Genomic DNA, 22,826 nt, shown 5'->3' with positions numbered 1-22,826 from the left:
TTGATGCGTGATATGCAAAAGGTTTTAGAGCGTTGGGGTTGTTGGGCTGCAAGCGATAGCTCTGGGGTGGATTACTCTCATATTGCTGCTGGCTTCAAAGGCTTACTACCTCAATCAAGCAGTAATAGATTGTCCTGCACCGATGACGATGGACTTATCATTGAAAGCTGTATGACAAGACTACAAAAGAAGAAACCGTATGAGCATTCTCTCCTAGTTGCCCATTATATTTATCGTGTTTCTAAGCGGGGCATGGCAAAGGCTAGAAAAAAAGATGAAAAAATTATCAGAATTGAAATGCAAATGGCGGAAGGATTCATCGATGGTTGTTTATCAATGATTGATGTAAGACTAGAGATGGAATGAATGTAATGCCCGGCTTTGGACTGCACCCCAAAAGTTGGACACCCAACTAAGTCAGGTGCAGTTTTTTATGGTGCCGCAGAGCTGGAAGAGTCAGCCTCAGACACTTGCACTGTTTTTCCAATGTTTACAAGCTGACGAATAGTGATTTCTCTATCCTTTAACAATTCCTTTCTGAAATCTTCAGAGATGCGATCAGCAGGGCCATCTAATTGTTTATCAATATTTTTTAAGTCCCGCTCGTACCTATTACGTAACGCTGCCTCAGCAGGAGTTTCTAAACCATGACGGTTAATAACCCAGTTTGCAAAATACGTGATAATTGCAGAAAGAAGAGGTGCAAGAGCATACAAAGCGGGGCGCCAAGGATCATTAGCATCAGGAAGAATTGCTGGAACTAAAGTAGTAAGCAACGCACCTAAACCACCTGTAGCAGCCCCACTTTTGCCATTAAGAAATGACTTCTTTTCTTCAGTCATGTTTTAGCCTTTGACTGGGCTAATGCATCATCTAGTATTCTTACCATGCTCCTGCCATCTTTACGATTGAGCTTCAAGAACAGGGTTTGCTTAGTCTTTGCTTCTTCATCGATTAAAGTGATTCGTAGTCGACGAGTAGGAAACAATTTTCGCCATAGCAAGCCAGATGCAGCATATGCAAAGCGATAGAGAGTCGGGAGGCAAAAAAGCACCCCAATCCACCCAATCAATTGCAAAACCTGCTCTGCTAACATAAAGATTCTCTAAATTATACGTCTACTGGCATCAGCACGATGTCTGATAACTTTTTTCACTACATACTTTTCAGTAACATTTCGTGCAGAGTATGTCTTTGTTACCTCAAGATTTACAGCGAACAAATCGTCACTTGAGATTGCACCTTCTGCATGTCGAACTTTGGCAAGAAATTCATGGTCGTTCAACAGGACAGCATGTTCCTCACCGTTATACTCCATGCGCCACCCTTTCTCACTCTGAAAGTTAACTTGGGTAAACTTTACGTTTACTTCGCGTTCGTCAACTTCCTTCTCTAAAAGCGTGCCCCTTGGGAGAGGTTTTATCTCTTCAGTCTGTACGCCTTCTAAGCGGATAACTTCTTCTTCGTTTTCATTCAAGATCTTAAAAACAGGAGCCTGCTTACCTTCTAGAGGTTTCTGGATTACAGAGATCAGGGCATCACGAATTGTGGGATCTGTTACCAAAGCGGCAACGGCTGTTGGGCACTCAATTTCCTCGCCTTCAAGCTCTAATACTGTAGTACCAGAATCGGCTTTTCTTGTCATTGATATGACTTTTGAACTTCCCAATTGGCGAATCAATGAAAGTGCTGTTGCGCCACCAGCTGCGCCTACGACACCTGTGATGCCAAGGGTTTTTAGAACATTAATAGCATCTGGAATCAATTCGATGATGGTGTAAGCAACACCCAAAGATCCAGCTTCTGCGGGATTCGAGACTAAAACTTTAATTGACTTATTACCTTCATTAAGAAGGTCGTCAGATTTCGTTATTAGTTTTGTCATGGACAAAATGGAATTACCTAGAGCTTCTGCATCAATCGCATGCTGAGAAAGTTCGTTATCATCAGCATCATAAAAGACCTTGAACGAAGTAGTTTTAGGCATTTAAATCCCTTTTTGAATAAACCGGTAAACCCTATTAAAACAAATGCTTAAAGGGACGGTTAAATTACTGTGTTTTCAGATATAAATTATAGGTGGATAAAATACATGCCTTTCTTTTAAAAATCACTAACGCGGTCCGCAAAATCACTTGTAATCTGTTAAGAGTGGTCACAACGACACAACACTTATCAAACCAGAAACCTCGCTTTGGCGGGGTTTTGTCGTTTCTGGAGGTCGAAAATGAAGTAGCAAAGCGGATAGACCGTAATGAATGCCTGATTGAATTCTGGCAACGTGACGACGGCGTTTCTACGGTCGGGTTCCCACGGCGACGTAGTGAGGGAAAGGTGGCGTGAAGCATCACTGAGTTTGGGTTGGCGACCCGATTAGCGCATCAAACAGCCATAAATGCACTCCGGCAACCCCGGCGCGGTCACGGCGAAATGTGACAATGTTTTAAGCAAGTTAGGTTCAACCTGAAAAATTACACATGCTATTCTTTCATTATCAAAAGCTACAGAGACACAGATGATGGAAGAGGGTTATTACTGGATTCAATTTGAAGGGCAGGTACAGATAGCTCGTTACTTCAGTCAGAACGCTGAAGACTTCGAAACGGGTGAGAGGGTAAGCGGTGGTTGGGAGCTATTCGGCGTACTACGTGACATTATCCACACGAGTGCGGTCGAGGTTTTAAGTCCCCGATTGCAACCACCATCATAATGGGCGCCAGCTCAAACGCTTAAACATTGAAGTCTCGTACTCTCCGGGACTTTTTAATCTCTGCTTATCTGTTAATTATCGAAGCATCGGCACAAACAAACATCCCTTAGATGCTATTCTCAAGTCATTGCTTGCTTAGAGATACAGCTGATGAACGAAGGCTATTACTGGATACAGTATGCAGGGCAAGTCAGAATTGCATACTTTGTAAAAACAGATGTTGAAGATTTGGATACTGGCAAAATGCTACCAGGTTATTGGGTATCCTTGCATGGCGATCGGGACATTGACCATAGTCCGGATATTGAAGTATTAAGTGCGCGACTGGAGCAGCCATCGAGTTAGGCAACCTGGTATCTTGCCAACTGACAGGGTAAGAAAAACTAGAGTTTTCAGAAATTCTACGAATTTCAATTTTTCGCATACCCTATTTAATTTACACGCTCACCGCGTCTCACTTATTCTCTGCGCCCGTTGCGGCACTCGCCTCAATGGATTAGCACAATCCGCCATTAGCTCATCAGGAAGAGCAAGCGACCATTTTGTTGTAGGGAGCGGGGTTCAAGACCTCGATGGCGGTCCATATTAAAGCTTTTCAGTCTGCGATGATGGGTTTCCCCGGAGTGACTGGAAAGCGCATTCGCATGAGCGCTGGTGGATTTCACAGAATCGCACTATCGAACCTGTCGGCCGCACCCGCCAGCGCTCAGCCGAATGCAATAAACAACCCGTCTTTACGGGTTTTTTTTATGTCAGAAGTTTAATAAATACGCTTCCACTCCGGTATACAAACCTTTCAGCTTGCTGCTTTATCGAACCAGAGTTATCTGTGTGTCACACCAATTATTAAGGGTAAAAAGACATGCTAAAACAGCAAGGTATGACATATACCGCCAGAATTCTCTACAGCTGCCTGAGTAACGCAAACTGGAAATCGGTTGAATATCTGGCAAACCTCATGCGCATAAGTGTGGGGCGCTGCCAGTTGATACTGACTCAGTTAGTTATGGCTGGGTTAGCGGTAGAGGATACTGACGGAGAGAGCTTTAAACGCTGCCACTAAATGGCAGATCCTTGCTTTGAAAATGGGCGGCTGGTGGGTGTTGTAGCACCCGACCAGCCATTCGCTCATGCTGTTAGGTCACAAGCGAACCGAGGCCCACCGCTTTAGCGCTAAAGCTAAGTGAGCCTATCAGAGACTCGTTTACTGATCTATGAAAAATACTGTAAATTTAAACAGTGTTGAGTTGTTCAACGCTGATTGCCTTCATGTTCTCGCTTCCCTTCCTGATAATTCCGTCGACCTTATCGTTACCGATCCGCCTTATTTCAGGGTGAAGCCAGACGGCTGGGATAACCAATGGCGGGGGGATGCTGATTATCTTTCGTGGCTCGATACGTGCCTGGCTGAGTTCTGGCGGGTAATGAAACCCAACGGAAGCATCTACCTGTTCAGTGGCCATCGGTTGGCGGCTGATATTGAGTTACTGATGCGTCATCGGTTCAATGTACTGAACCACATCATCTGGGCGAAACCTTCCGGACGGTGGAATGGGTGTAATAAGGAAAGCCTTCGCGCTTACTTCCCGGCAACTGAACGCATTCTGTTTGCAGAGCATTACCCTGGACCATACAAACTGGATAGTTACGCCGAGCAATGCAACCATACCAAACAGCACGTTCTGGCACCGCTGATTGATTACTTCCGCAATGCACGCGCAGCTCTGGGGGTGACGTCAAAACAGATGGCGGATGCCACGGGTAAGAAGAACATGGTTTCGCACTGGTTCGGTGCCAGCCAGTGGCAATTGCCGAATGAGGCTGATTACCTGAAGCTTCAGGCGCTTTTCAGCCAGATCGCGATAACCAAACATCAGAGCAACGAGCTGGAGAAACCACACCACCAGCTGGTGGAAACCTGGCAGTCGTTAAACCGGAAATATTCTGATCTACTGGGTGAATTCAAAGCTCTCAGGCGTCCGTTTGCCGTTTCAGTCTCTGTTCCATACACCGATGTATGGACACACAAGCCTGTACAGTTCTACCCAGGCAAGCACCCATGTGAAAAGCCAGCCGACATGCTTCGGCAGATTATCAACGCCAGCAGCAAACCCGGCGATGTGGTGGCCGACTTCTTTATGGGGTCCGGCTCGACAATCAAAGCAGCGAAAGAGCTAGGGCGTCGTGCAATAGGAGTCGAGCTGGATGCTGAAAGGTTTGCTCAAACGAAAGAAGAGATTGGGCAGTATGCCAGGTTGGTTGATGTACGGCAGAGTAAGTCTGAATCAACCGAATAACAGTTAAAGAGGAAAGGTAAATAAAGAAGCCAGATATCGGGGGAGGATATCTGGCTTAAAGGAGAAACCTAATCATTACAAATCTAGTACGCTAAAGTCAGCGAGTTAACTGACAAATCCAGTATATGCAACGCACGCTAATTATGAGTTGTTATGTTAATTCTAATAAATCGAATTTAACATCCGTTCCAATGGCTGCCTCATGGCAGCCTTTTATTTCTGGAGGGCCGAGTGTCCGAACCTATTTCCGGCACTGCGGCGGCTCATGTTGCAGTGACTACAGTGACATTCGCAGGGCTATGGGCCAACACTGATGCCGGGGTTATTCTCGGCGCGTTTGCTGGTGCGACGCTGTATGTGCTGACATCGAGAAACCTGCGCTGGTGGGAAAAGCTGTTATTTGGCCTGGCTTCATTCTTATGTGGGCTTATTGGCGCGAAGTATATGACCGCCATTCTTAACGCCACACTGAGCTCCACGCTGGGGAAGTTAGCGCCAGGCACTGAGGCCATTCCCATCCCTGAATCGGTCGGCGCGCTGGTGGCAGCTGCGGTCATGATTACTTTTGTCCTTATGTACAAATCACGGCTGGAGAAGCGAGCAGCTGCTGAGGAGGGGAAATGACAATTGACCTGGCAAATATCTGGTTACAGGCGAATGCTGTTATTGCGACGCTGATAGTCATTGTTATCGCGTCATATCAGCGTCGCAACTCCCGACATAAACCCTTTTATTCTTTCATTGCCTGGCTGGCGATGATTGCTCTCATCTCAATACCTATCCGCGTCTGGGTTGGTAATTACGATATAGCGGACCGTTCTGAAGTCATTGTTAACTTCATCCTTCTGCTGGTGATGCTGAACTCGAGAGGGAATATCACAGGGCGGAGATAAAAAGAAATCCCGACGATGCGACTCCGCAACACCGGGATGAATTCAAACACAGCAGTAAATATCTTTTTTATAGACACACCATTCATATGTAATACAGAAAGCAAAAACTCACAATCTAATGCTTTTGCATTATTAACATTATTTTAACTTTGTGATAGCTGGGGCCATTTTGAACCAACAACAATTCCAGAGGGCGGCTGATATAAGCGCCGGATTAGCTGCGCGCTGGTTTCAGCCGGTAGCTGAGGCAATGCGTGAATTTGGCATTACTGCACCTGCCGATCAGGCGATGTTTATTGCTCAAATCGGCCATGAATCAGGTGGATTCAATGCCTTGGTAGAGAACCTCAATTATACCCCTGTTGCGCTGGTGGCAACGTTCGGCAAACGTATCACGCAACAGCAAGCGGATGCATTGGGAAGAACGACAGTACACGCAGCCCGTCAAGATGCTATCGCTAACCTCGTTTACTCTAATCGTCTCGGAAATAAATCAGCAGGAGACGGCTGGAAGTATCGCGGTCGTGGACTGATTCAAATCACGGGTCTGGATAATTACCGCAACTGCGGCACAGCACTTAAGCTCGACCTGGTATCAACACCCGAACAACTGGAACAGGATCTGCATGCGGCACGCTCGGCTGCTTGGTTCTACACTTCAAAATTTTGCATGGTCTATGGGGCAGATATCAACCGTGTCACTCGCATTATCAATGGAGGCTTAAACGGTCTGGCAGACCGGCAGGCTCGCTATAACAAGGCGAGGGCGGCGCTGGGAATATGACAGCAATAATTAAAGCGTTCTGGAAGCCACTGACGTTAATCGCGCTGGTGGCTTCTTTGCTTTGGGGTGTTCAACACTATCATCAAAAATATCAAGCCGAGGAAAGGCGCGCTGACGCGGCTCAAACGCTGGCTGATGGTAGGCAGGAAACTATCAACGATATGACCGTTCTGCAGCAGGATGTCGCTGCACTAGATGCGAAATACACCGGAGAACTGGAAAATGCCAAAGCGACGATTGAACAGTTGCAGCGTGATGTTGGTGCTGGCACTAAGCGGTTGCACCTCGCAGCCACCTGCTCAGGTGTGTCTTCAACCACCAGCCCCACCAGCGTGGATGATGCTTCAAGCCCCCGACTTACTGACGCCGCTCAACGGGATTATTTCACCCTCAGAGAGCGAATCGAAACCAGTAGTAAAATGATTGCCGGGATGCAGGATTACATCAGGCTGCAATGTTTTAGGCCTGGTATCCAAAGATAGCGGTGAAATGGATAAAAAATAACCCCGGTACAGGGGAAATCCTGAGTAGCCGGGGTGCATTAAATATTGCTAAATAGTCAATGTGCGCACTATGCATCTGATTTAAAACGCACTCAATTGAATTAAATGCATCGTCAGGAATGGCGTAATTCATTCAATGGCTATTTATTATTAGAGCCGAATAAAGTGCAACTGGAATAACAGGCAAAAAAATCCCCGAACAGGCCGAGGATAAAGTCTCTTGAAAGATCTGCTATTTCTAATTTTACCTACATTAAGACCATACTCTTTGCGTGGTCAAGTTGATGCGGCCATTATCCTAAAATTTACTCGATGACAGTCAAATTGTCTCGCAGACTGCATAACCAGCGACATGACAATGTCAGTTAGCCAGATGTATTCAGAAGCTAATGCCTGAACCAACTCCAATAGCCATGCCGCTGTTACCACCTGTTGCGCCAACGCCAACCCCACTGGAGCAGGACGCCAGAACAAAGATGAGGCAAACCAGACTCAATAATTTCATGTAATGCTCCTTCTTTTGTTCTCAACTTATCACAGTGACATCGCTGCACCATACGCGGCTGTCCGTAATGGTGCGCGGGTCCTCCCAGGCGCCTGCGCGCACTGAGGGGATGTATACCCGCAGGCTCCCGCTATTTACGAAAATTTCTGAGAAAGCTGGTTGTTGTTTAGTTGTTTCCCTCCAGCCCTTGCGGTGCGCGGCTTTCGCAAAAAAATACACCAACCAGCCCCCTGAAAAGAGCACTTTCATGAGCATTTACCTCAACAAAAAAGACATGGCTGCCAGTCTGCATATTTCAGTGCAAGCCTTTGATAAATGGGGTGTTGAACCATCAGAAAGGCGGGGGCGAGAAGCGTTATACGACGTCCGAAGTGTGCTGAATAACCGGTTGTTGTATCAGGGCGATGCCCAAAAAAAAGAAAGTACCGGGGAAGAACTTGACGAAGACATCAAGTTCGAACGCCACCGTTTACTCAAAGCGCAGGCTGACGAACTGGAAAGAGAAAACGCCCGGAAAGAGGCATTACTGGTCGATACGGCATTTTGCACTTTCGTGTTGATTAAAATCACCGGGGAAGTGGCCAGCATTCTCGACACCATTCCTCTGGCTTATCAGCGGAAATTTCCGGGGCTGGAAAAACGGCACATTGACCACCTGAAAAATGAAATCATCAAGGCGCGTAATATCGCTGCCAAAACCGGAGACCTGGTTCCCTCTCTACTAAATGAATACCTCAACAGCACTGATAAATAACATCGGCGTCGCTGTTAACGATGGGCTGATCGGATTATTCAAACCCGAAGAGCTGACAGCCGTCGAATGGGTGGATGAGCATTACTATCTGCCAAAGGAAAATAACTATCAGGAAGGGCGGTGGGAAACCCTTCCATACCAGAAAGCCATTATTAATACGATGGGGTCGGACGATGTTCAACGCGTAAACCTGATTAAGTCCGCGCGTGTTGGTTATTCAAAAATGCTCTTCGGCGTGCAGGCGTATTTCATCGCCCACAAACAGCGAAGCATTATCACCTGGCTCCCGACAGACGATGATGCAAAAGACTTCATGAAAGTGGATGTGACGCCGACTATCCGCGACGTCCCTCCGTTACTGGCCCTCGCGCCCTGGTATGGCAAAAAGCACAAAGACAACACCATTACCCTGAAAAGTTTCAGTAACGGCAGAAGCCTGCGCTGCCTTGGGGGGAAGTCAGCCAAAAACTACCGCGCCAAATCTGTAGACGTGGTGGCGTTTGATGAGCTGTCATCGTTTGACAATGATATCGAAGGCGAAGGTTCCCCAATATCGCTGGGCGATAAACGTGTTGAAGGCTCTGTCTGGCCAAAAAGTATTCGTGGCTCCACACCGAAAATCAAAGGTCAGTGCCAGATGGAGAAGGCGGCCAGTGAATCGCCACATATGATGCGTTTTCAAATCCGGTGCCCGCACTGCGAGCAGTATCAGCACCTAAAATTCGGCGAAAAAGACACTCCCTTTGGTTTCAAGTGGGACAGGGGGCAGCCGGACAGCGTTTATTACCTTTGCGAGCATAACGGCTGCGTTATTCGCCAGCATGAGCTGGATTACACAGGTGCACGTTATGTGTGCGATTACACCGGTATCCGGACTGAGGATGGTATTCGTTGGCTGAGTTCAGCTGGTTACGAAATCGCCCCTCCGAAAAATATCGCCTTTCATATCTGGAGTGCATAGTAGTCATTGTTTTGTGATGTTTTTTTATGTTTGTTATCGATTTCATAAAGATATGCTGAATTAATCATCCTCTATTACTTTTGTTTTACCCCCTTTTATCTTTATTTATCGAATAAATGGGACTAGAAATGGCCCCAGAATTAAGTCAGTTTGATGGAGTTACCATGTCTATAAAACCGCTCACCGCCTCGGAAGTCAAAAACGCAAGGCCGAGAGAAAAAGATTATTCCTTGCACGATGGTTTCGGTCTGCTTTTGTATGTATCAAAGGCTGGCGGAAAATCTTGGCGGTATAGATATCCACACCCAGTAACCAAGCGACGTCAGACATATACAATTGGGCGTTTTCCCTATTTTACTCTAACGGAAGCAAGGGAAGTGCGCGAAGAGCTTAGAAGGATGCTTTCGAGAGGAGTTGATCCTTCAGAACATAGAAATGAAAAACGGGCTGAGGTGAGGGCTAAACATCTTCAGAACGTGAAGAGTGTTGCACTTAACTGGCTCGAATTAAAAATGGGCAGCCAATTAAGGCAGTCAACAAAAGATACGATAGAATTTATCGTCAAGAGACACATCATTCCTTTAATTGGTCATGAGAATATTAATACGATAAAGGCACCTGGCGTTATTCACTCATTGGGTAAATATAATGACAGGCCAGCTATTCAGATGAAAATAATTTCTAAGTTAAATGAAATTATGAATTATTGTGTAAATATTGGATTGATAAGCGGCAATCCACTATCAAAAATAAAAAAAGCATTTGCAGTTAAAAAAGATACGCCATTGGCAGCATTACCCTTAGAACAACTGCCGGCTTTTCTCGTGTGGTGGGATGGTCATGATTATGTGGCTATGAAAAACTCCCTTCTATTTCAAATATTAACTATGGTTAGGCCACGGGAAGCGCGTGAAGCGAGGTGGGCTGAGATTAACGTTCAAAATAAGGAATGGATTATACCAGCAGAAAGAATGAAAACAGGGAGGGAGCATGTTGTTCCATTATCAAGTCAGGCCATGTTTATCCTTAATGAAATGAGAAAACATAAATATGGTGAGTTTGTTTTCTATTCAGATAGAAAACCACAGCAAGCTATATCTAAAGCTTTACGGCACAAATATTTTCTGGAGGGACCTTTCGCTGGTGTGGCTACTGCTCATGGGTTTCGTGCCATGTGGAGTACACTATTGAATGAAGAAGGGTTTAATCCAGATGTTATTGAAGCGGCGTTGGCGCATAAAAATAGTGATGCAATTCGCGGGGTTTATAATAGAACAACGTACTTTGAACAAAGAAAAATAGTGATGCAATGGATTGGCGATTTTATTGATTCTGCAAGAAAAGGTATCGTTAAACGTTCCAATGGTTTCAAAGGTTTAAAAGTAGTTAATGACTGAGGTTAATATAGATATGAATGCAAATATAATGTTTACAAAGGAAGTAATGGCTGAGCTTCGTTATGAGGCAATGAGTGCTTTTTATGCTTTTATTAAAGATCAGCGTAACGATTTTCTGCAACCTTTTAAGATAGGGAGGCGAAATGCTTGGTATCCTGATGATGTTAAAAGCTGGTTGGATAAACAACGAGAAGCCACTAAAATTAAATAAAGACGACGCGATGCGATTCAGATGTGATTTGAAAGTGGCTTGTTCACTTATGAAACCTATGGGTTTTATCCCATAGGATATATTTTATTCAAACTCAAACACTTGTGTCGTTGATGTAAGAATGTAATTTGGAGGGTAGTATTGTAACAATTCCCCATGTTCTAAAAAAACATGAACGACATTTGGGAATAAGCCTGGGTAAATAGGTTTCAATGCGTTTGGATTGTGAAACATGTATGCCGCAGTGCACCATGGCTCTTCATATGAGGGGTCACTTACATCAGCAATAAATGGAATCGGTGTACAATCATCATCAGTTTTTACCCCGCGAATGAGCGTTTTAACGTTGTGTTGTTCAATTCCAGCTATTATTCCCATTCTGTCGAATTTAGGAATGGTAGCATTTGTGGCTAGTAGGATGGCTGAAACATTCTCATTTTTTTTTGACCCAAAAAAGTTAGACTGAATACTTCTACTCTCAAAATAATGTTGCTCGATTCGAGTTCCTGATTCAGAGTCCATTCCATAAAGATAACTTTGAAGTGCGGGCATAGAAAAACTCATTGACATCCGTCTTGAATAATCGTGAATTGCGATCATGAATGGTTTGTCTTGAGTGTGCTCCAGCTCCCAGTAACATAGTTTTAATGGTTCAGGCCTATGTCTAACTTTATTTAATAAGGTGCGAGCAAATTTAAATGGCATTTGTTGTTTAACATAGGATTGGAGGTTTTCAAACCCTTGTTCATCCAAGATGAGTTTGTTTGCAGGCTCCTCCATTTCACCAATTGTTACTGCTTCAACAGCAATTTCGATACCAGATTTAGATATCATGTAGTCTGGTTGAGCATGGCTTCTATTTATCTCAAAATCCATTTCGTAAAAAATAGCATTTAGGTATAACTCGAATAATCTTGAATTGAATGATGCGCTCTGAAAATCTCGTATAAATATTCCATCGGGATCTTTAAACCAGTAAGCTAATTCCTGCATTACAATGTAAGCAGGGTAGTGTTTTGGTTCTTCAAGTAGCATTTTAAGATATATATTCTTTTTGTGATCAGGGACTTTTGATAGGAAAATAGAAAATGTTTCTGATGCCTCATCGCCTTGCATAAATAAACCATTGTTATGCTGTGAAAGCAATTGAGGTATACAGGCATTCATTTCGGAAATCAAATCATCCTTTGATTCGAAAGAGACCATTACCTTTATAGCTCGGAATTTTTTGTTTAAATCTCTGCCTAAAAAAATAGCATTAAAATCTTTATCGATTTTACAATATACAATCGTTGCTAAGAGTGTGATTTCATTCTCTTCAAATTTAAACCAACAAATTTCTTCGGAAAAAGTTTTGACATATGGATAACGGCCATAGGAATAAATTTCGAACTGTTCTTTATTTATTTCCAATAACTTCATGTTATTTAGCATTTATTTACTCCAATGAAATTATTAACCTTTGGGGGTAATTCCTTGTTTTATTAATTCAGCTCGCGCTAATTCTTTTATCCAGTTTCCCAGACTCATGCCTTCACGTGCAGCGGCTTCATTCATTTGGTCTTTTAGTTCAGGGGGAATCCGTATCTGAAATGCCGGAGCTTTCCCTGCGCCTTTGGGCTGTTTATCTCTTTGAATAACCGTTGACATGTGTGTACCTATTTTATAAGATTCCCATTAATAGGTACATACATTAGCATGGTGGTGTACTTAAAAACAACGCCTCGAAGTGCGGGAACACTGCCGAGGCGTCTAACCAAACCGTTAATCGGAGTAACAGTTATGGCTGATAAACAGCATACCCAAACTCACCCTAAATTCACATGGCGTTTTCTGGCACTGAGTGCTTTAGGGCGCAATATCATTCACATCAACGCCACTACTGAACACGAAGCCCGTGAGTTATCCCCGGCTGGCTGCGTGATGGTCTTCGCTGGCCGTCTGCCAGTACAGGAGGTTCGCTATGGGTAGTATCAACTGGGCGTATGTCGATATTGAAGATGAGTTGCGGTGCATAGAGGCTTTGCTTTCAGCATCTCTGTATTTGAACAGTGAAAGTGAGCAAGGACGCCAAATAATTTTCGAACTGGTTGATATTGTTTTGACTCGCGTTCGCGAACTGAAAGCAGCTAGCGAGGTGCAACATGCTTAGCCCATCCTCATTAATAAAGAGTATGCACAACGCCAGCCGTGCAGATGTGGAGCAATACTGCAACGTTGCCTCTGTAACTAAAGAAAACCTCATCGCAGGGCTTGGTGCTATTGGTGACCTGATGTTTTGGGCGGCTAGCGGTAATGAACGTATTGAAGGCGAGGACGCTGAGGCATGCCTTCGTACCATAGGCCTGATGTTACAGACCACGACCGCTTTGATTGAAGGTATTGATGCCGCTCATGAGGATCTTGAATTTGCAAAGCGTAACCAGGGGAGAAAGCTATGAGCTACCCAATCAAAAGCAATCAGATCCTGCCTGGCGATATTTTCAAAGATAAGCGCGGTGAGCATGTAACAGTGAAAAGCGTATCTCATAACCGCATCTGCTTTGTTCGTACTGGCTATTCAGGGGAGTGTGTTTTCCCGGCTGCACGTTTTGAAAGTGAATTCAGCCCGGTAAAGCGTCAGACGTTCAGTGAATGGCACAAGGCAAATAATGCCGCCGAGAAAATCCAGAAGCTGAGAGAGCTGATCACAGCGGGGAGGGCGAAACAGTGAAACTGAAACTGGCGCCGAATGTTAAGACATTACCCCGCGACAAAATGGAAGAGGCCATTATCTTTGTAGGTACAGGGGCCTGGAAAGCGGCAGAAGCATATCAGAAAGACCAGGGTGAACACGGTGACACAATACCTCCGGTTATTCTGGATCATAACCAACTGGCTGAGCTGGCAAACCTGCGAATAGTGGATAAGGGCCGTCGATTTGCCCGAATCTACCAGGCGGGGCTGGTGGCACAAAATCATCTCAATTTGATAGCCAACAAACTGCATGACGCTGGCGTAACTAATGCCGAGTTCATTAAAGAGGATGGAGAGAAAGAAGACTGGACGAGCCTACTGACCCGGATGGAAATTGAGCCTTTGATTGTTGTTAAGGGAAACGGCACAACCCCGGCACTTAATCAAATGGGGGCGAGCCAGCGGGGTGAGGTTTTACTGGCGCACTATGATGGTAACCTGGCGATTCATGGCGATTCTGACACGGTTCATCATTACAACGGTGTTATCTGGCTTCCCCTTGCTGATAAAGAACTGCAGCGCGAAATGGCGCAGATCTTCATTGATGCGGAGGTGGCCTATTCCCAGAACGCTATCAAGTCGGCGGTTGAAACCATGAAATTGAGCTTGCCGGTGATGGGGATAACAGCCCGAAACCTGATTGGCTTTAGCAATGGTGTTTTTGATACCCGTACAGGGGAGTTTCGTCCTCACGGTAAGGGTGACTGGTTACTTATAGCCAGTGAATTACCGTTCAGCCCACCAGCCGAAGGGGAAACACTGGTCAGCCATGCCCCGAGTTTCTGGAAATGGTTACGCAGTTCGGTGGCAAATAATGACCGTAAAGCAGATCGTGTGCTGGCGGCCCTGTATATGGTGATGGCGAACCGGTACGACTGGCAGTTATTTCTTGAGGTCACAGGCCCTGGTGGTAGTGGCAAAAGTGTTATGGCTGAGGTTTGTACCATGCTTGCGGGTAAAGCCAACACGGTCTCTGCCAGCATGAAGGCACTGGAAGAACCACGGGAAAGGGCGCTGGTGGTGGGGTATTCGCTCATCATCATGCCGGACATGACCCGTTATGCCGGAGATGGCGCAGGTATTAAGGCCATCACCGGGGGAGATAAGGTTTCCATCGACCCGAAACATAAAGCGCCATATTCCACGCGTATACCAGCGGTGGTGCTTGCTGTTAACAACAACGCCATGACATTCAGCGACCGCAGCGGCGGAATTTCCCGGCGCAGGGTCATTTTCAATTTCTCTGAGGTGGTACCGGAAAACGAACGTGACCCACTGTTAGCCGAAAACATAGAAGGCGAGCTGGCTGTGGTGATTCGTCATCTTCTGACGCGCTTTGCTGACCAGGATGAAGCAAGACGGCTTTTGCATGAGCAGCAGAAATCAGAAGAAGCGCTGGCCATCAAACGCGAGGGTGATTCGCTGGTGGACTTTTGCGGCTCTCTCATGGCGTCGGTAGTGTGTGACGGGATGTTTATCGGTAATGCCGAAATAGTGCCATTCAGCCCCCGCCGGTATCTGTACCACGCTTACCTGGCGTACATGCGGGCCAATGGTCTGAGTAAGCCGGTGTCTCTGATGCGGTTTGGTACTGATATGCCAGGGGCAATGGCTGAGTATGGCAAGGAGTACCAGAAGCGAAAGACGAAGGCGGGGATAAGGTCCAACGTTACCCTCAACGATGATTCGGAAGACTGGCTACCATCATGTGCAGTTTCAAATAATGAGGTGGCAGAGTAATAGTTATAGGAAAAGTGTTCACCACTGTTCACCCTGTTAAAAAATTAATTAATAACAGTATGTTAAGGGGTGAACACTTATTTATGAAGTATTCACCAAGTGTTCACCTGTTCACCCTTTATCTGTTATTTGGCCTGAAAGGTGAAGGGTTGGGTGAACACCAGTGAATACTTAAATCTGAAGTGTTCACCACTTAACAGTATGATTTTAATGGTTAAAAAGTGAAAGGTGAACAGGTGAACACTTAAACGCATAATTTTTAATTCTTGGGGGTGGTTTTGAAACTGGTTTGTTGGGAAAGTGTTCAGAATGGCATTTGAACCGAATGGACAAAAAAACAGAAGGCAGGAACGCGATGAAGAGATTTACCCGGGAAAATTTGATACTCATTATTGTTATGACGCTGGAATTGATACTGATAAGCCAGGGGCATATATACACTGCATATTTGTTGATTTTTCTTTACTGTGGCTATATGGCATATAAAGAACGGCAATTATTTCTGGAACTGATGAAAAGTGCCTTTACCATAAAATTCTACAATGTGGTTATCTGGTTCGTATCTTATATTTTCTCACTGAAAATTCTGAGCTTCACAACCGGCATAGATGAAGATTATTTGAAGTTTTCACCTTATATACTCGCTGTGCCAGTTTCCATCTGTATAGCCTATATGTTCATTGTTATTGCTACCGGAATGTTTGGTGCTTTAAGCATTTTGATGGAGCCTGCGCGCATTATTTTACCTCATGGGGTGAAGGCATCGATAGAAAAATCAAAGTTCATGAAGGCTGGTCAGCTCATTCAATTTTCTCTTGTATTATTTGTCCTGCCGTTCATTCTCGCCGCCTACTCGACTGACTATATCGCACGGGCCGCTATTCTCGCAGATGCGAAATTCATCTCGGACTGTGGAGGGCGAGAGTCAGCAACGATGTATTTAAGAAAGAGTAATGAGGAGTGCTATCGGTTTACTCTGGATCGTCATGTACTGAGTCATAAACCAGAAACGATAAAGTCGCAGAAGCAATGAGGCTGGTGGTGAAAGAAAGCGGGTTGCCCCGCTTTTGATTATAATACAGGAGGATCTTATGAGAATATCGACACAACAACCAGGTCAAGAATAACAGAGCTGCATTTTATTTGAAGCGCCTTAGATATTTTATACCGCATTATACAAACGCGAATAATACAACCTGTGCAGATAGGTGTAATATAGTGCAGGCTTAATCGAAAAATATAATCTTTTTACCCCTTACCCGGAGTGTTTATGTCTAACACCTATTCTCCTGCGACTATGCTGCAAGTCGTAAATACAGAGGATGTGCAGAAGCTTTTAAAAACATTATTCACAGATTTGTTTTTCTCTCGTTCTGTGACGTTTGGAACCCGTGATATTGCACTGGATATGATTGATGATCCTGATATCCCGATGGCTGCGTTCTGCTCTCCAATGGTTGGTAGCCGTGTCGCACGTGATGAAGGTTATGAATCGAAAACCATACGCCCAGGGTATATGAAACCGAAAAGTAGCATTGACCCTGAAAAGCTGGCTATTCGTCCTGCTAACATGCCGCCGGAAAAATTTGACGCATATGATGCGCGAAAAATTAAGGTTAAGCGTGCCATGGTTAATCAGTCTCAGGCAATCAGGGCTCGTATTGAATGGCTGGCAGTAAAGGCTATTACCACAGGGAAGAATGTTATTGAAGGCGAAGGGATTGAACGCTATGAAATCGACTGGAAAATGAAACCAGTAAATAACATTATCCAGGCTGGTGATGCTGCGTGGTCGGCCCAAAATACAGAAACTTTCGACCCGAATGATGATATTGAAAGTTACGCAGAGCTCAGTGAAGGTGTAACAAATATCATTGTTATGGGAGGGAATGTCTGGAAAAAATACCGTTCTTTCAAATCAACGAAAGATACCCTTGATACCCGTCGCGGCTCAAATTCCCGTCTGGAAACGGCACTCAAAGATTTGGGGGACAGCGTCAGTTTCAAAGGTTACACGGGTGATACGGCAATTGTGGTTTATAGCGGTAAATTCACCAATGAAGAAGGCGAAGAAGAATACTTCCTCGACCCGGATTTAATGGTTCTGGCTAATACGAGCCTGCAGGGGATTGTTGCTTACGGTGCAATTCAGGATCCTGAACTGGTACGACAGGGCATTGTCCGTGCTGCTATGGCCCCTAAAAATTATATCGTTCCCGGCGACCCAGCCATTGAGTATGTGCAGACACACTCAGCTCCTCAACCAATCCCCGCGCGTATCAACCGCTTTGTCACCGTTCGTGTGGCGTAAGGAGAACCAATGTCATTTCAAGGTACTGAACTGGTTGCCGGCACAGAGGCGCTTGTAACCACGCTGGGGATATTCTCACCGGGTAATGGTGTCATCCCTGCTTTGTCTCCTCTGATGCTCGATGAAGAAAGCGGGGCGCTGGTGGTATATGACGGCGCTAAGGTGGGAAAGGCTATCTATGTATCAACTTTCAGCGTGGATACAGATTCAAAATCACAGGCGCAGGTTTATAAATGCGGCGTTCTGAATGTCGATGCGCTGAACTGGCCTGAAACGGTCAGCACGCTAAGTCAGCGCGTGGCCGCATTTGCTGGCTCCGGTATTTCTGTTCAACCCCTTTCAGCCGTGTGAGGTAAGTCATGTCATTCGAACAAACCGTAATCGTGGGCAAAAAACCACAAGCAGCAAATGATACTTCAGTGCAGGAGCTGGGCCGTATTGCAGATGAGATGGCGTTAGCTGAGCGCCTGGTTGATATGAAGATGGCAATGGAGATTACCACCCTCAGCCGCCGAACGTTGCTTGATATGGAGGAACGTGGGGAGTTTCCGGAGCGTGTACAGGTGACCCCTGGTCGTACCGCCTGGCTACTGAGCGAGATTGTCTCATGGATTAATAATATCCCGCGCCGCAGTCATTATGACGTTTGCGATGCTCCGGCAAATCCAAGTGAGTCGCTCATTCAGAAGGTTGCGCGGGCACGTCGTCAGATTGATGCAGGGAAGTTTCGATTCCTTGGCTGAGCATCCGGGGGAGGGCTACGGCTCGCCCCTGCCTCGCGGGTCCTCCCAGGCACTTGTGCGCACTGAGGGGATGTATACCCGCACTATACCGCTATTTACGAAAATTTCTGATGAGCTGGTGGTGGTGTTGTTGTTCTCTTTAAGGTAATGATTTAACTATATTTTCCCTCGTCAATACACCCACCTGACTCAAAAACAAAGTAATGAAAATGTAAATTATGACGCAACATTTACTTAACAAAAAGACCATGGCGCGCAGTTGCAATATCGGTGTGACTGCGTTTGATAAATGGGGTGTAGAGCCTGCCGAAAGGCGCGGACGTGAAGCGCTGTACGACGTTGCATCGGTTATCCGGAACCGGGTTGATAACGAGCTTCGCAAGCTGGTGGAGGGGGCTGAAGATATTGATGATCAGGAATTACTCAGGGAAAGGGTAAGACTGACCAGAGCCCAGGCTGATGCACAGGAACTTAAAAACGAAAAAGAGAGGGATGAGGTTATCGCTGTCGATTTTATGAGGTTTATCTTAACGCGTGTTACCGGGGAAATAGCCAGTATCCTGGACACGATACCGTTATCAGTTCAGAGGAAAAACCCCGGGTTAGACAGCCGTGCCATCAAAGGAATACAGCAGGATATCACCAAGGCCAGGAACAGGGCTGCCGGTCTGTCAGTAATGATCCCTGCGCTGGTCGAAGAATATGAACGACTGAACTCCAGGTAAAAGGGAAGGATAAAAATGAGCCGACCTAAGTTTGATGAAGTATTTATTGAGATGGCCCGGTTACAGGGACATAAGTTGAATGGTCAGGATAAACTGATCGTTCGCACCCGATTTGCTTCTGCACAGGCTGCCAAAGAACGGCACCGTCAACGAATGAGCGCAGAACCGTATCAATGGGCCAGAAAAGCGCCGCCGCGGTAGTTTGGATAACGAATCATTATAGAAATTTAATGATCCCTTTGATATCACGGTTTATTTTGGTCCATATTATAGACTTGTTTATTACGTGGTTAATTTTAAGGATAAGAGCATGCCAGCAGTAATTGATAAAGCATTGGACTTCATTGGCGCTATGAACACGTCATCATCCGCACCGCATCCGATGGATGAAAGCACAGCTAAAGGGATTTTTAAGTATCTGAAAGAGCTGGGTGTACCTGCCAGCGCAGCTGATGTTAATGCCCGAGGTATTCAGGAGGGATGGGATACCGGGTTCACGAAGAAAGTAGCCGGATGGGCTGATAAAATTGAGTCAGGAGGCCGGGTTGTTATTAAAAACCCTGAATATTTTACTGCATATATGCGTGAAGTGCTTCGCGCTTTAGTGTAGTCAGAGCAGTTGTAAACAGGCTAATCAATCCTGACGCTTTCACCTTCAATGTGGGAGCGTCTATTTCCACCATCATCACGAATTACGTTGCATCCTCCAGGCAGACCATATCGCGCAACTACACAGTGAACGCCTTCTCCATCCCCGTTTTGAGATTTGTTCTGTCGACGTTCATAGACATTGACCCGCTCCAGTAGTCCATCTTTCACCATTGCTTCCAGTGTTCGCCTGGTTGATTCCAGTTGGTAGTTTTTGTCGAAGCTGGTCATGCCATGCAGCAGGTAAGTGACACCTGACACATCAAGGGGAGGTGCGCCCACTTCGCCTGTGATCCATTCCAGATTTTCTAGTTCGTAGAAGCTAAGGATCTTTTTCTTTCGGCTGGTAATACGCATGGCTGGTGGATTCCTTATTGTGGGATACATCTATCCTACATTAAGGTTTTGAAAAGACCATTTATCCATGTGGAAGCGGATGCTCCTACAATAGAACTTTAAATTAGGAATGTGCATATACAACCTCTAACCGTCAGAAGCTAGTTTGAACTGTGTATTGCAGCATGTATTGCGTTTCGTTTTTATCAGCCAGCAATATCTGGGCTTTCCCTAATAAAATCATTCACATTCTTTCTCTATTGACTCATGTAACCCAACCATGAACTGAATCCTGGGATGACTCCGCGCCGTTTGCCTGATGAAGATCCGACTGCGCTGAATGATCCGTCATATCGCCGTAAACGCCTTATCTTGCAAAACCTGAAAGACGAAGAGCTCGCCATTCAGCAGGTTGAAGAAAAACAGTGCATTGATGCGGTGCTGCACGGCAAATACACCATGACAGGCGAACAGTTTTCACCGGTTGAGGTGGATATGCAGCGCAGTCCGAATAACAACATTATTCAGGTGGGGCCGGCGGCGTGGAGTGCGCAGAATAAAGACACTTTTGATCCGACCAATGACATTGAATCCTATGCACTGAATGCATCCGGTGTTATCGACCTTATTGTGTTCGATCAGCAGGGCTGGGCGTTGTTCCGTTCGTTCAAAAAAGTGCAGGACAAGCTGGATACTCGCCGTGGCTCTAATTCCGAACTGGAAACTGCCTGCAAGGACCTGGGCAAAATTGTTTCCTACAAAGGCAGCTTTGGTGACGTGGCTATCGTTGTGTACAACGGCCAGCTAATTGTTGACGGTGTAAAAGAAAAAGCGCTGCCGGACAACACCATGATCCTCGGTAACACCCTTGCTCGTGGTATCCGTACCTATGGCGCAATCCGTGATGCGGTTGCACAGAAGGAGGGCATTGACCGTGGCAGCCGCTATCCGCGCAACTGGCTGGAAGTGGGTGACCCGGCAGTGGAGTTCACCATGACGCAATCGGCTCCACTGATGTTGCTTCCCGACCCGGATGAGTTCGTTTCCGTGCAGTTGGGTTAATCCCTCCGGGACGTCGCTCCCGTTTTCCTGAATTCCTGTCTACATACACGCCCGGGGCGAAGGCTCCGGGGTGAACGTTTGAGGTTTATATGTCTGAGAAAGATACCTTACTGAAGAAACTGGGTGTGCTGGCAAAAACGCTGAACCGTGAGCCCCCAGTGGACGGTACTGTCGCCGAACTGAAAGTCCTGCTCACTGAGTGGCAGGCCGAAGCTGATGCCCTGGAAGATGATGGCAGTGGTGACGAAACTACACTGGATATGCAAGGTGGTGGTGCAAATTCAGACGGTCCCGCAGGCCCGGACACTGACGATAACGTGCCTACGGCGGCTAAAGTCAGCGCAGGTCAACTGGTGCGTTTTACCGCGCTGGCCACCCTGCATATCAATGCGGTGAATGATGCAGATGAAGTGCTGCCGGTCGTGGTAGCTGGTGGCTGTGCGCGCATTCCTGACGCATTGTTTTCACAGCTGCAACGCCGAAATCTGGTGAAAAAGGTCTGAGTGTGGACGGATTCGACAGCCTGTTTGATACCGCTATGCGCGATGCGGATGCGCACATCATGGACCGGATGTCGTCTCCGTTTATTCTTCACTTGCGTGGTGGCGGCGAAATGGCCATTCACGCTATTTACGATACGGAGCTGGCATTTGCCAGTGGTAAGCCTGACAGCCAGGCACCGCGCCCGGTTAACGCTTCCTGCGAACATGGTGTGTTGACGGTTCTGAAACAGCGCCTTGATCGGGAAATTATCGCTGGCGCCAACGTGCAGACACCCCAGGGGGAAAAAGTGGTTGGCGCGGTGTTTTATCAGGATCGCACTACGACCGTCATCATTTTAACCGTTCCCGGTGGCGCTAAGCTGCCGGAGGGCGCTGGTGTGAGGTTTACCCGACCATGAGCGACCTGTACATGCAACTGGATGAAGCGCAGCTTGACCACATCGTCGGGTTGTTTGCTGATTTATCGCCCCGCATTATCCGGCTGGCTTTTCATCGCGCCCAACGGCGAACGGAAGGTACGGTTCGCCAGCAGGCGGTGCGAATGATGCAGCAGCGCCTGCAACTGGCCTCTGGCGCGCAAAAACGCCTCAGAAAGCGCGTCCAGGCGCATCTGAAACCCTCTGCTGCGGATGCATCCGAAATGAAATACTGGTTTGGTCTCAATGACATCGATCCTGCGTTATTTCGTGGGGGCATCCGGCGTGTAAAAGGGGGGCTCATGATACGCGGCACCTATTACGAGCGCGCCTTTGTCGCCGTGCTTCACGGTAAAAAGAAGGTGATGCAGCGCGTGGGTAAAGCGGCGTATCCGGTGGTCAGTCTCACGGTTCCCATTTCTGATGAAATGACCACAGCCCTTGAAGATGAACTGTTTGAGCGTATTCCGGATATTTTCCTGCGCCACTTTGAAACCGATCTGCGGGGCAGGGTGACATCGGATGCCTGGAAAACCGGGTGGTCTGAGAAAAACCTCGCTGCAGCCGAACAATACATTCAGGTATGGTAAT

At 46.3% G+C, this 22,826-nt stretch carries 31 protein-coding genes and 2 pseudogenes; 27 read left to right on the top strand and 6 right to left on the bottom strand.

The genetic code is table 11. From position 1 onward, the window contains the following. Window positions 1-3 precede the first annotated feature (3 nt). Window positions 4-366, top strand: a complete 363-nt coding sequence (locus RHD99_RS14875) for an antiterminator Q family protein (RefSeq protein WP_309874889.1) — start codon at window positions 4-6, stop codon at window positions 364-366. Window positions 367-431: 65 nt separating this feature from the next. Here RHD99_RS14875 and RHD99_RS14870 read toward each other — a convergent pair whose 3' ends face one another. Together RHD99_RS14870 and RHD99_RS14865 are read right to left on the bottom strand one after the other, a co-directional pair. Next, window positions 432-842 (bottom strand): hypothetical protein, encoded by a 411-nt coding sequence (locus RHD99_RS14870; RefSeq protein WP_309874888.1) that lies wholly within the window; start codon window positions 840-842, stop codon window positions 432-434. Between the two features lie 263 nt (window positions 843-1,105). Further along, entirely contained in the window at window positions 1,106-1,987 is an 882-nt protein-coding gene (locus tag RHD99_RS14865) for an LAPAL motif-containing putative phage structural protein (protein WP_309874887.1), read from the bottom strand. Window positions 1,988-2,860: 873 nt separating this feature from the next. On the opposite strand from RHD99_RS14865, the gene RHD99_RS14860 reads away from it, so the two are divergent. The 7 genes from RHD99_RS14860 to RHD99_RS14830 all read left to right on the top strand — a co-directional run bounded on the left by RHD99_RS14860 (window position 2,861) and on the right by RHD99_RS14830 (window position 7,166). Continuing rightward, a complete protein-coding gene (locus RHD99_RS14860; RefSeq protein ID WP_309874886.1) occupies window positions 2,861-3,055 on the top strand; it encodes a hypothetical protein in 195 nt (64 codons plus the stop codon). A 517-nt stretch (window positions 3,056-3,572) separates the two neighbouring features. Beyond that, the gene (locus RHD99_RS14855) at window positions 3,573-3,773 is read left to right on the top strand and encodes a hypothetical protein (RefSeq protein WP_309874885.1); all 201 of its coding nucleotides are present in this window, start codon (window positions 3,573-3,575) and stop codon (window positions 3,771-3,773) included. A gap of 151 nt (window positions 3,774-3,924) precedes the next feature. After that, a complete protein-coding gene (locus RHD99_RS14850) occupies window positions 3,925-5,007 on the top strand; it encodes a DNA-methyltransferase (protein ID WP_309874884.1) in 1,083 nt (360 codons plus the stop codon). 231 nt (window positions 5,008-5,238) lie between these two features. Further along, entirely contained in the window at window positions 5,239-5,631 is a 393-nt protein-coding gene (locus RHD99_RS14845) for a putative holin (RefSeq protein WP_183271827.1), read from the top strand. Then, window positions 5,628-5,900: a phage holin family protein gene (locus tag RHD99_RS14840; RefSeq protein WP_309874883.1), complete on the top strand. Its 273-nt coding sequence runs from the start codon at window positions 5,628-5,630 to the stop codon at window positions 5,898-5,900. Before RHD99_RS14845 ends, RHD99_RS14840 begins: the two co-directional genes overlap by 4 nt. A 169-nt stretch (window positions 5,901-6,069) precedes the next feature. Beyond that, on the top strand, window positions 6,070-6,684 hold the full coding sequence (locus RHD99_RS14835) for a glycoside hydrolase family 19 protein (protein WP_309874881.1): 615 nt from the start codon (window positions 6,070-6,072) through the stop codon (window positions 6,682-6,684). After that, the gene (locus tag RHD99_RS14830) at window positions 6,681-7,166 is read left to right on the top strand and encodes a lysis protein (protein WP_309874879.1); all 486 of its coding nucleotides are present in this window, start codon (window positions 6,681-6,683) and stop codon (window positions 7,164-7,166) included. Before RHD99_RS14835 ends, RHD99_RS14830 begins: the two co-directional genes overlap by 4 nt. 400 nt (window positions 7,167-7,566) lie before the next feature. On the opposite strand, the gene RHD99_RS14825 is transcribed toward RHD99_RS14830, so the two are convergent. Further along, window positions 7,567-7,692 (bottom strand): hypothetical protein, encoded by a 126-nt coding sequence (locus tag RHD99_RS14825; RefSeq protein ID WP_255459280.1) that lies wholly within the window; start codon window positions 7,690-7,692, stop codon window positions 7,567-7,569. 109 nt (window positions 7,693-7,801) lie between these two features. On the opposite strand from RHD99_RS14825, the gene RHD99_RS14820 reads away from it, so the two are divergent. The 4 genes and pseudogenes from RHD99_RS14820 to RHD99_RS14805 all read left to right on the top strand — a co-directional run bounded on the left by RHD99_RS14820 (window position 7,802) and on the right by RHD99_RS14805 (window position 11,015). Further along, entirely contained in the window at window positions 7,802-8,446 is a 645-nt protein-coding gene (locus RHD99_RS14820) for a terminase small subunit (RefSeq protein ID WP_309874877.1), read from the top strand. Then, window positions 8,418-9,404: pseudogene (locus tag RHD99_RS14815) on the top strand (phage terminase large subunit family protein); the annotation flags it as partial. The gene RHD99_RS14820 and the pseudogene RHD99_RS14815, both read left to right, overlap by 29 nt. A 167-nt stretch (window positions 9,405-9,571) precedes the next feature. Further along, window positions 9,572-10,804, top strand: coding sequence for a tyrosine-type recombinase/integrase (locus RHD99_RS14810; RefSeq protein WP_309874875.1), 1,233 nt, complete (start codon window positions 9,572-9,574; stop codon window positions 10,802-10,804). Then, entirely contained in the window at window positions 10,797-11,015 is a 219-nt protein-coding gene (locus tag RHD99_RS14805) for a helix-turn-helix transcriptional regulator (RefSeq protein WP_309874873.1), read from the top strand. The genes RHD99_RS14810 and RHD99_RS14805 overlap by 8 nt, the downstream gene beginning before the upstream one ends. A gap of 84 nt (window positions 11,016-11,099) precedes the next feature. Here the strand turns inward: RHD99_RS14805 and RHD99_RS14800 are convergent, their stop codons facing one another. Continuing rightward, on the bottom strand, window positions 11,100-12,449 hold the full coding sequence (locus RHD99_RS14800; RefSeq protein ID WP_309874871.1) for a hypothetical protein: 1,350 nt from the start codon (window positions 12,447-12,449) through the stop codon (window positions 11,100-11,102). 21 nt (window positions 12,450-12,470) lie between these two features. After that, window positions 12,471-12,665 carry a YlcI/YnfO family protein gene (locus tag RHD99_RS14795; RefSeq protein WP_309874869.1) on the bottom strand — a complete coding sequence of 65 codons (195 nt, stop codon included), beginning with the start codon at window positions 12,663-12,665 and terminating at the stop codon, window positions 12,471-12,473. Between the two features lie 132 nt (window positions 12,666-12,797). Here RHD99_RS14795 and RHD99_RS14790 point away from each other — a divergent pair, with 132 nt between their 5' ends. The 11 genes from RHD99_RS14790 (at window position 12,798) to RHD99_RS14735 (ending at window position 19,880) form a co-directional block, all read left to right on the top strand. Continuing rightward, window positions 12,798-12,986 carry a host cell division inhibitor Icd-like protein gene (locus tag RHD99_RS14790; protein ID WP_309874867.1) on the top strand — a complete coding sequence of 63 codons (189 nt, stop codon included), beginning with the start codon at window positions 12,798-12,800 and terminating at the stop codon, window positions 12,984-12,986. Beyond that, on the top strand, window positions 12,979-13,167 hold the full coding sequence (locus RHD99_RS14785; protein WP_309874865.1) for a hypothetical protein: 189 nt from the start codon (window positions 12,979-12,981) through the stop codon (window positions 13,165-13,167). The genes RHD99_RS14790 and RHD99_RS14785 overlap by 8 nt, the downstream gene beginning before the upstream one ends. After that, complete coding sequence (locus RHD99_RS14780) at window positions 13,160-13,456, top strand: hypothetical protein (RefSeq protein WP_309874864.1); 297 nt, start codon at window positions 13,160-13,162, stop codon at window positions 13,454-13,456. The genes RHD99_RS14785 and RHD99_RS14780 overlap by 8 nt, the downstream gene beginning before the upstream one ends. Next, on the top strand, window positions 13,453-13,728 hold the full coding sequence (locus tag RHD99_RS14775) for a DUF4222 domain-containing protein (protein WP_309874862.1): 276 nt from the start codon (window positions 13,453-13,455) through the stop codon (window positions 13,726-13,728). Before RHD99_RS14780 ends, RHD99_RS14775 begins: the two co-directional genes overlap by 4 nt. A gap of 2 nt (window positions 13,729-13,730) precedes the next feature. Then, complete coding sequence (locus RHD99_RS14770; protein WP_309879169.1) at window positions 13,731-15,491, top strand: DNA primase family protein; 1,761 nt, start codon at window positions 13,731-13,733, stop codon at window positions 15,489-15,491. Between the two features lie 355 nt (window positions 15,492-15,846). Further along, complete coding sequence (locus tag RHD99_RS14765) at window positions 15,847-16,524, top strand: hypothetical protein (RefSeq protein ID WP_309874861.1); 678 nt, start codon at window positions 15,847-15,849, stop codon at window positions 16,522-16,524. Window positions 16,525-16,761: 237 nt separating this feature from the next. Continuing rightward, window positions 16,762-17,802 carry a major capsid protein gene (locus tag RHD99_RS14760; RefSeq protein ID WP_309874860.1) on the top strand — a complete coding sequence of 347 codons (1,041 nt, stop codon included), beginning with the start codon at window positions 16,762-16,764 and terminating at the stop codon, window positions 17,800-17,802. Window positions 17,803-17,811: 9 nt separating this feature from the next. Then, window positions 17,812-18,153, top strand: coding sequence for a head decoration protein (locus tag RHD99_RS14755; protein ID WP_309874858.1), 342 nt, complete (start codon window positions 17,812-17,814; stop codon window positions 18,151-18,153). Window positions 18,154-18,161: 8 nt separating this feature from the next. Further along, on the top strand, window positions 18,162-18,545 hold the full coding sequence (locus tag RHD99_RS14750; RefSeq protein WP_309874856.1) for a helix-turn-helix transcriptional regulator: 384 nt from the start codon (window positions 18,162-18,164) through the stop codon (window positions 18,543-18,545). A 218-nt stretch (window positions 18,546-18,763) separates the two neighbouring features. Further along, entirely contained in the window at window positions 18,764-19,270 is a 507-nt protein-coding gene (locus tag RHD99_RS14745; RefSeq protein ID WP_309874855.1) for a DUF1441 family protein, read from the top strand. 310 nt (window positions 19,271-19,580) lie between these two features. Beyond that, entirely contained in the window at window positions 19,581-19,880 is a 300-nt protein-coding gene (locus tag RHD99_RS14735; RefSeq protein WP_309874852.1) for a DUF1889 family protein, read from the top strand. Window positions 19,881-19,900: 20 nt separating this feature from the next. Here RHD99_RS14735 and RHD99_RS14730 read toward each other — a convergent pair whose 3' ends face one another. Next, on the bottom strand, window positions 19,901-20,275 hold the full coding sequence (locus tag RHD99_RS14730; RefSeq protein ID WP_309874851.1) for a hypothetical protein: 375 nt from the start codon (window positions 20,273-20,275) through the stop codon (window positions 19,901-19,903). A gap of 252 nt (window positions 20,276-20,527) precedes the next feature. On the opposite strand from RHD99_RS14730, the pseudogene RHD99_RS14725 reads away from it, so the two are divergent. The 4 genes and pseudogenes from RHD99_RS14725 to RHD99_RS14710 all read left to right on the top strand — a co-directional run. Further along, window positions 20,528-21,316 (top strand): annotated as a pseudogene (locus tag RHD99_RS14725) (major capsid protein); the annotation flags it as partial. 89 nt (window positions 21,317-21,405) lie between these two features. Further along, window positions 21,406-21,819, top strand: a complete 414-nt coding sequence (gene gpFI / locus RHD99_RS14720; RefSeq protein WP_309874849.1) for a DNA-packaging protein FI — start codon at window positions 21,406-21,408, stop codon at window positions 21,817-21,819. A 2-nt stretch (window positions 21,820-21,821) separates the two neighbouring features. Next, complete coding sequence (locus RHD99_RS14715) at window positions 21,822-22,217, top strand: hypothetical protein (protein WP_309874848.1); 396 nt, start codon at window positions 21,822-21,824, stop codon at window positions 22,215-22,217. Next, window positions 22,214-22,825, top strand: coding sequence for a hypothetical protein (locus RHD99_RS14710; RefSeq protein WP_309874846.1), 612 nt, complete (start codon window positions 22,214-22,216; stop codon window positions 22,823-22,825). Before RHD99_RS14715 ends, RHD99_RS14710 begins: the two co-directional genes overlap by 4 nt. Window position 22,826: the final 1 nt, after the last annotated feature.

Source organism: Buttiauxella selenatireducens (assembly GCF_031432975.1).
In the GTDB taxonomy this organism is placed as follows: Bacteria; Pseudomonadota; Gammaproteobacteria; order Enterobacterales; family Enterobacteriaceae; genus Buttiauxella; species Buttiauxella selenatireducens.
Note: the sequence above shows the minus strand (reverse complement) of the source record. Positions and strands in the feature narration are given on the sequence as shown.

Excerpts from the sequence above, each read along its gene's own strand:
- RHD99_RS14830 (WP_309874879.1), top strand. The coding sequence starts at position 6,681 with ATGACAGCAATAATTAAAGCGTTCTGGAAGCCACTGACGTTAATCGCG.
- RHD99_RS14855 (WP_309874885.1), top strand. The coding sequence starts at position 3,573 with ATGCTAAAACAGCAAGGTATGACATATACCGCCAGAATTCTCTACAGC.
- RHD99_RS14755 (WP_309874858.1), top strand. The coding sequence starts at position 17,812 with ATGTCATTTCAAGGTACTGAACTGGTTGCCGGCACAGAGGCGCTTGTA.
- RHD99_RS14745 (WP_309874855.1), top strand. The coding sequence starts at position 18,764 with ATGACGCAACATTTACTTAACAAAAAGACCATGGCGCGCAGTTGCAAT.
- RHD99_RS14730 (WP_309874851.1), bottom strand. The coding sequence starts at position 20,275 with ATGCGTATTACCAGCCGAAAGAAAAAGATCCTTAGCTTCTACGAACTA.
- RHD99_RS14780 (WP_309874864.1), top strand. The coding sequence starts at position 13,160 with ATGCTTAGCCCATCCTCATTAATAAAGAGTATGCACAACGCCAGCCGT.
- RHD99_RS14795 (WP_309874869.1), bottom strand. The coding sequence starts at position 12,665 with ATGTCAACGGTTATTCAAAGAGATAAACAGCCCAAAGGCGCAGGGAAA.
- RHD99_RS14775 (WP_309874862.1), top strand. The coding sequence starts at position 13,453 with ATGAGCTACCCAATCAAAAGCAATCAGATCCTGCCTGGCGATATTTTC.
- RHD99_RS14790 (WP_309874867.1), top strand. The coding sequence starts at position 12,798 with ATGGCTGATAAACAGCATACCCAAACTCACCCTAAATTCACATGGCGT.
- RHD99_RS14805 (WP_309874873.1), top strand. The coding sequence starts at position 10,797 with ATGACTGAGGTTAATATAGATATGAATGCAAATATAATGTTTACAAAG.
- RHD99_RS14800 (WP_309874871.1), bottom strand. The coding sequence starts at position 12,449 with ATGCTAAATAACATGAAGTTATTGGAAATAAATAAAGAACAGTTCGAA.
- RHD99_RS14810 (WP_309874875.1), top strand. The coding sequence starts at position 9,572 with ATGTCTATAAAACCGCTCACCGCCTCGGAAGTCAAAAACGCAAGGCCG.
- RHD99_RS14735 (WP_309874852.1), top strand. The coding sequence starts at position 19,581 with ATGCCAGCAGTAATTGATAAAGCATTGGACTTCATTGGCGCTATGAAC.
- RHD99_RS14875 (WP_309874889.1), top strand. The coding sequence starts at position 4 with ATGCGTGATATGCAAAAGGTTTTAGAGCGTTGGGGTTGTTGGGCTGCA.
- gpFI (WP_309874849.1), top strand. The coding sequence starts at position 21,406 with ATGTCTGAGAAAGATACCTTACTGAAGAAACTGGGTGTGCTGGCAAAA.
- RHD99_RS14850 (WP_309874884.1), top strand. The coding sequence starts at position 3,925 with ATGAAAAATACTGTAAATTTAAACAGTGTTGAGTTGTTCAACGCTGAT.
- RHD99_RS14710 (WP_309874846.1), top strand. The coding sequence starts at position 22,214 with ATGAGCGACCTGTACATGCAACTGGATGAAGCGCAGCTTGACCACATC.
- RHD99_RS14760 (WP_309874860.1), top strand. The coding sequence starts at position 16,762 with ATGTCTAACACCTATTCTCCTGCGACTATGCTGCAAGTCGTAAATACA.
- RHD99_RS14865 (WP_309874887.1), bottom strand. The coding sequence starts at position 1,987 with ATGCCTAAAACTACTTCGTTCAAGGTCTTTTATGATGCTGATGATAAC.
- RHD99_RS14870 (WP_309874888.1), bottom strand. The coding sequence starts at position 842 with ATGACTGAAGAAAAGAAGTCATTTCTTAATGGCAAAAGTGGGGCTGCT.
- RHD99_RS14825 (WP_255459280.1), bottom strand. The coding sequence starts at position 7,692 with ATGAAATTATTGAGTCTGGTTTGCCTCATCTTTGTTCTGGCGTCCTGC.
- RHD99_RS14820 (WP_309874877.1), top strand. The coding sequence starts at position 7,802 with ATGTATACCCGCAGGCTCCCGCTATTTACGAAAATTTCTGAGAAAGCT.
- RHD99_RS14750 (WP_309874856.1), top strand. The coding sequence starts at position 18,162 with ATGTCATTCGAACAAACCGTAATCGTGGGCAAAAAACCACAAGCAGCA.
- RHD99_RS14765 (WP_309874861.1), top strand. The coding sequence starts at position 15,847 with ATGAAGAGATTTACCCGGGAAAATTTGATACTCATTATTGTTATGACG.
- RHD99_RS14785 (WP_309874865.1), top strand. The coding sequence starts at position 12,979 with ATGGGTAGTATCAACTGGGCGTATGTCGATATTGAAGATGAGTTGCGG.
- RHD99_RS14860 (WP_309874886.1), top strand. The coding sequence starts at position 2,861 with ATGAACGAAGGCTATTACTGGATACAGTATGCAGGGCAAGTCAGAATT.
- RHD99_RS14840 (WP_309874883.1), top strand. The coding sequence starts at position 5,628 with ATGACAATTGACCTGGCAAATATCTGGTTACAGGCGAATGCTGTTATT.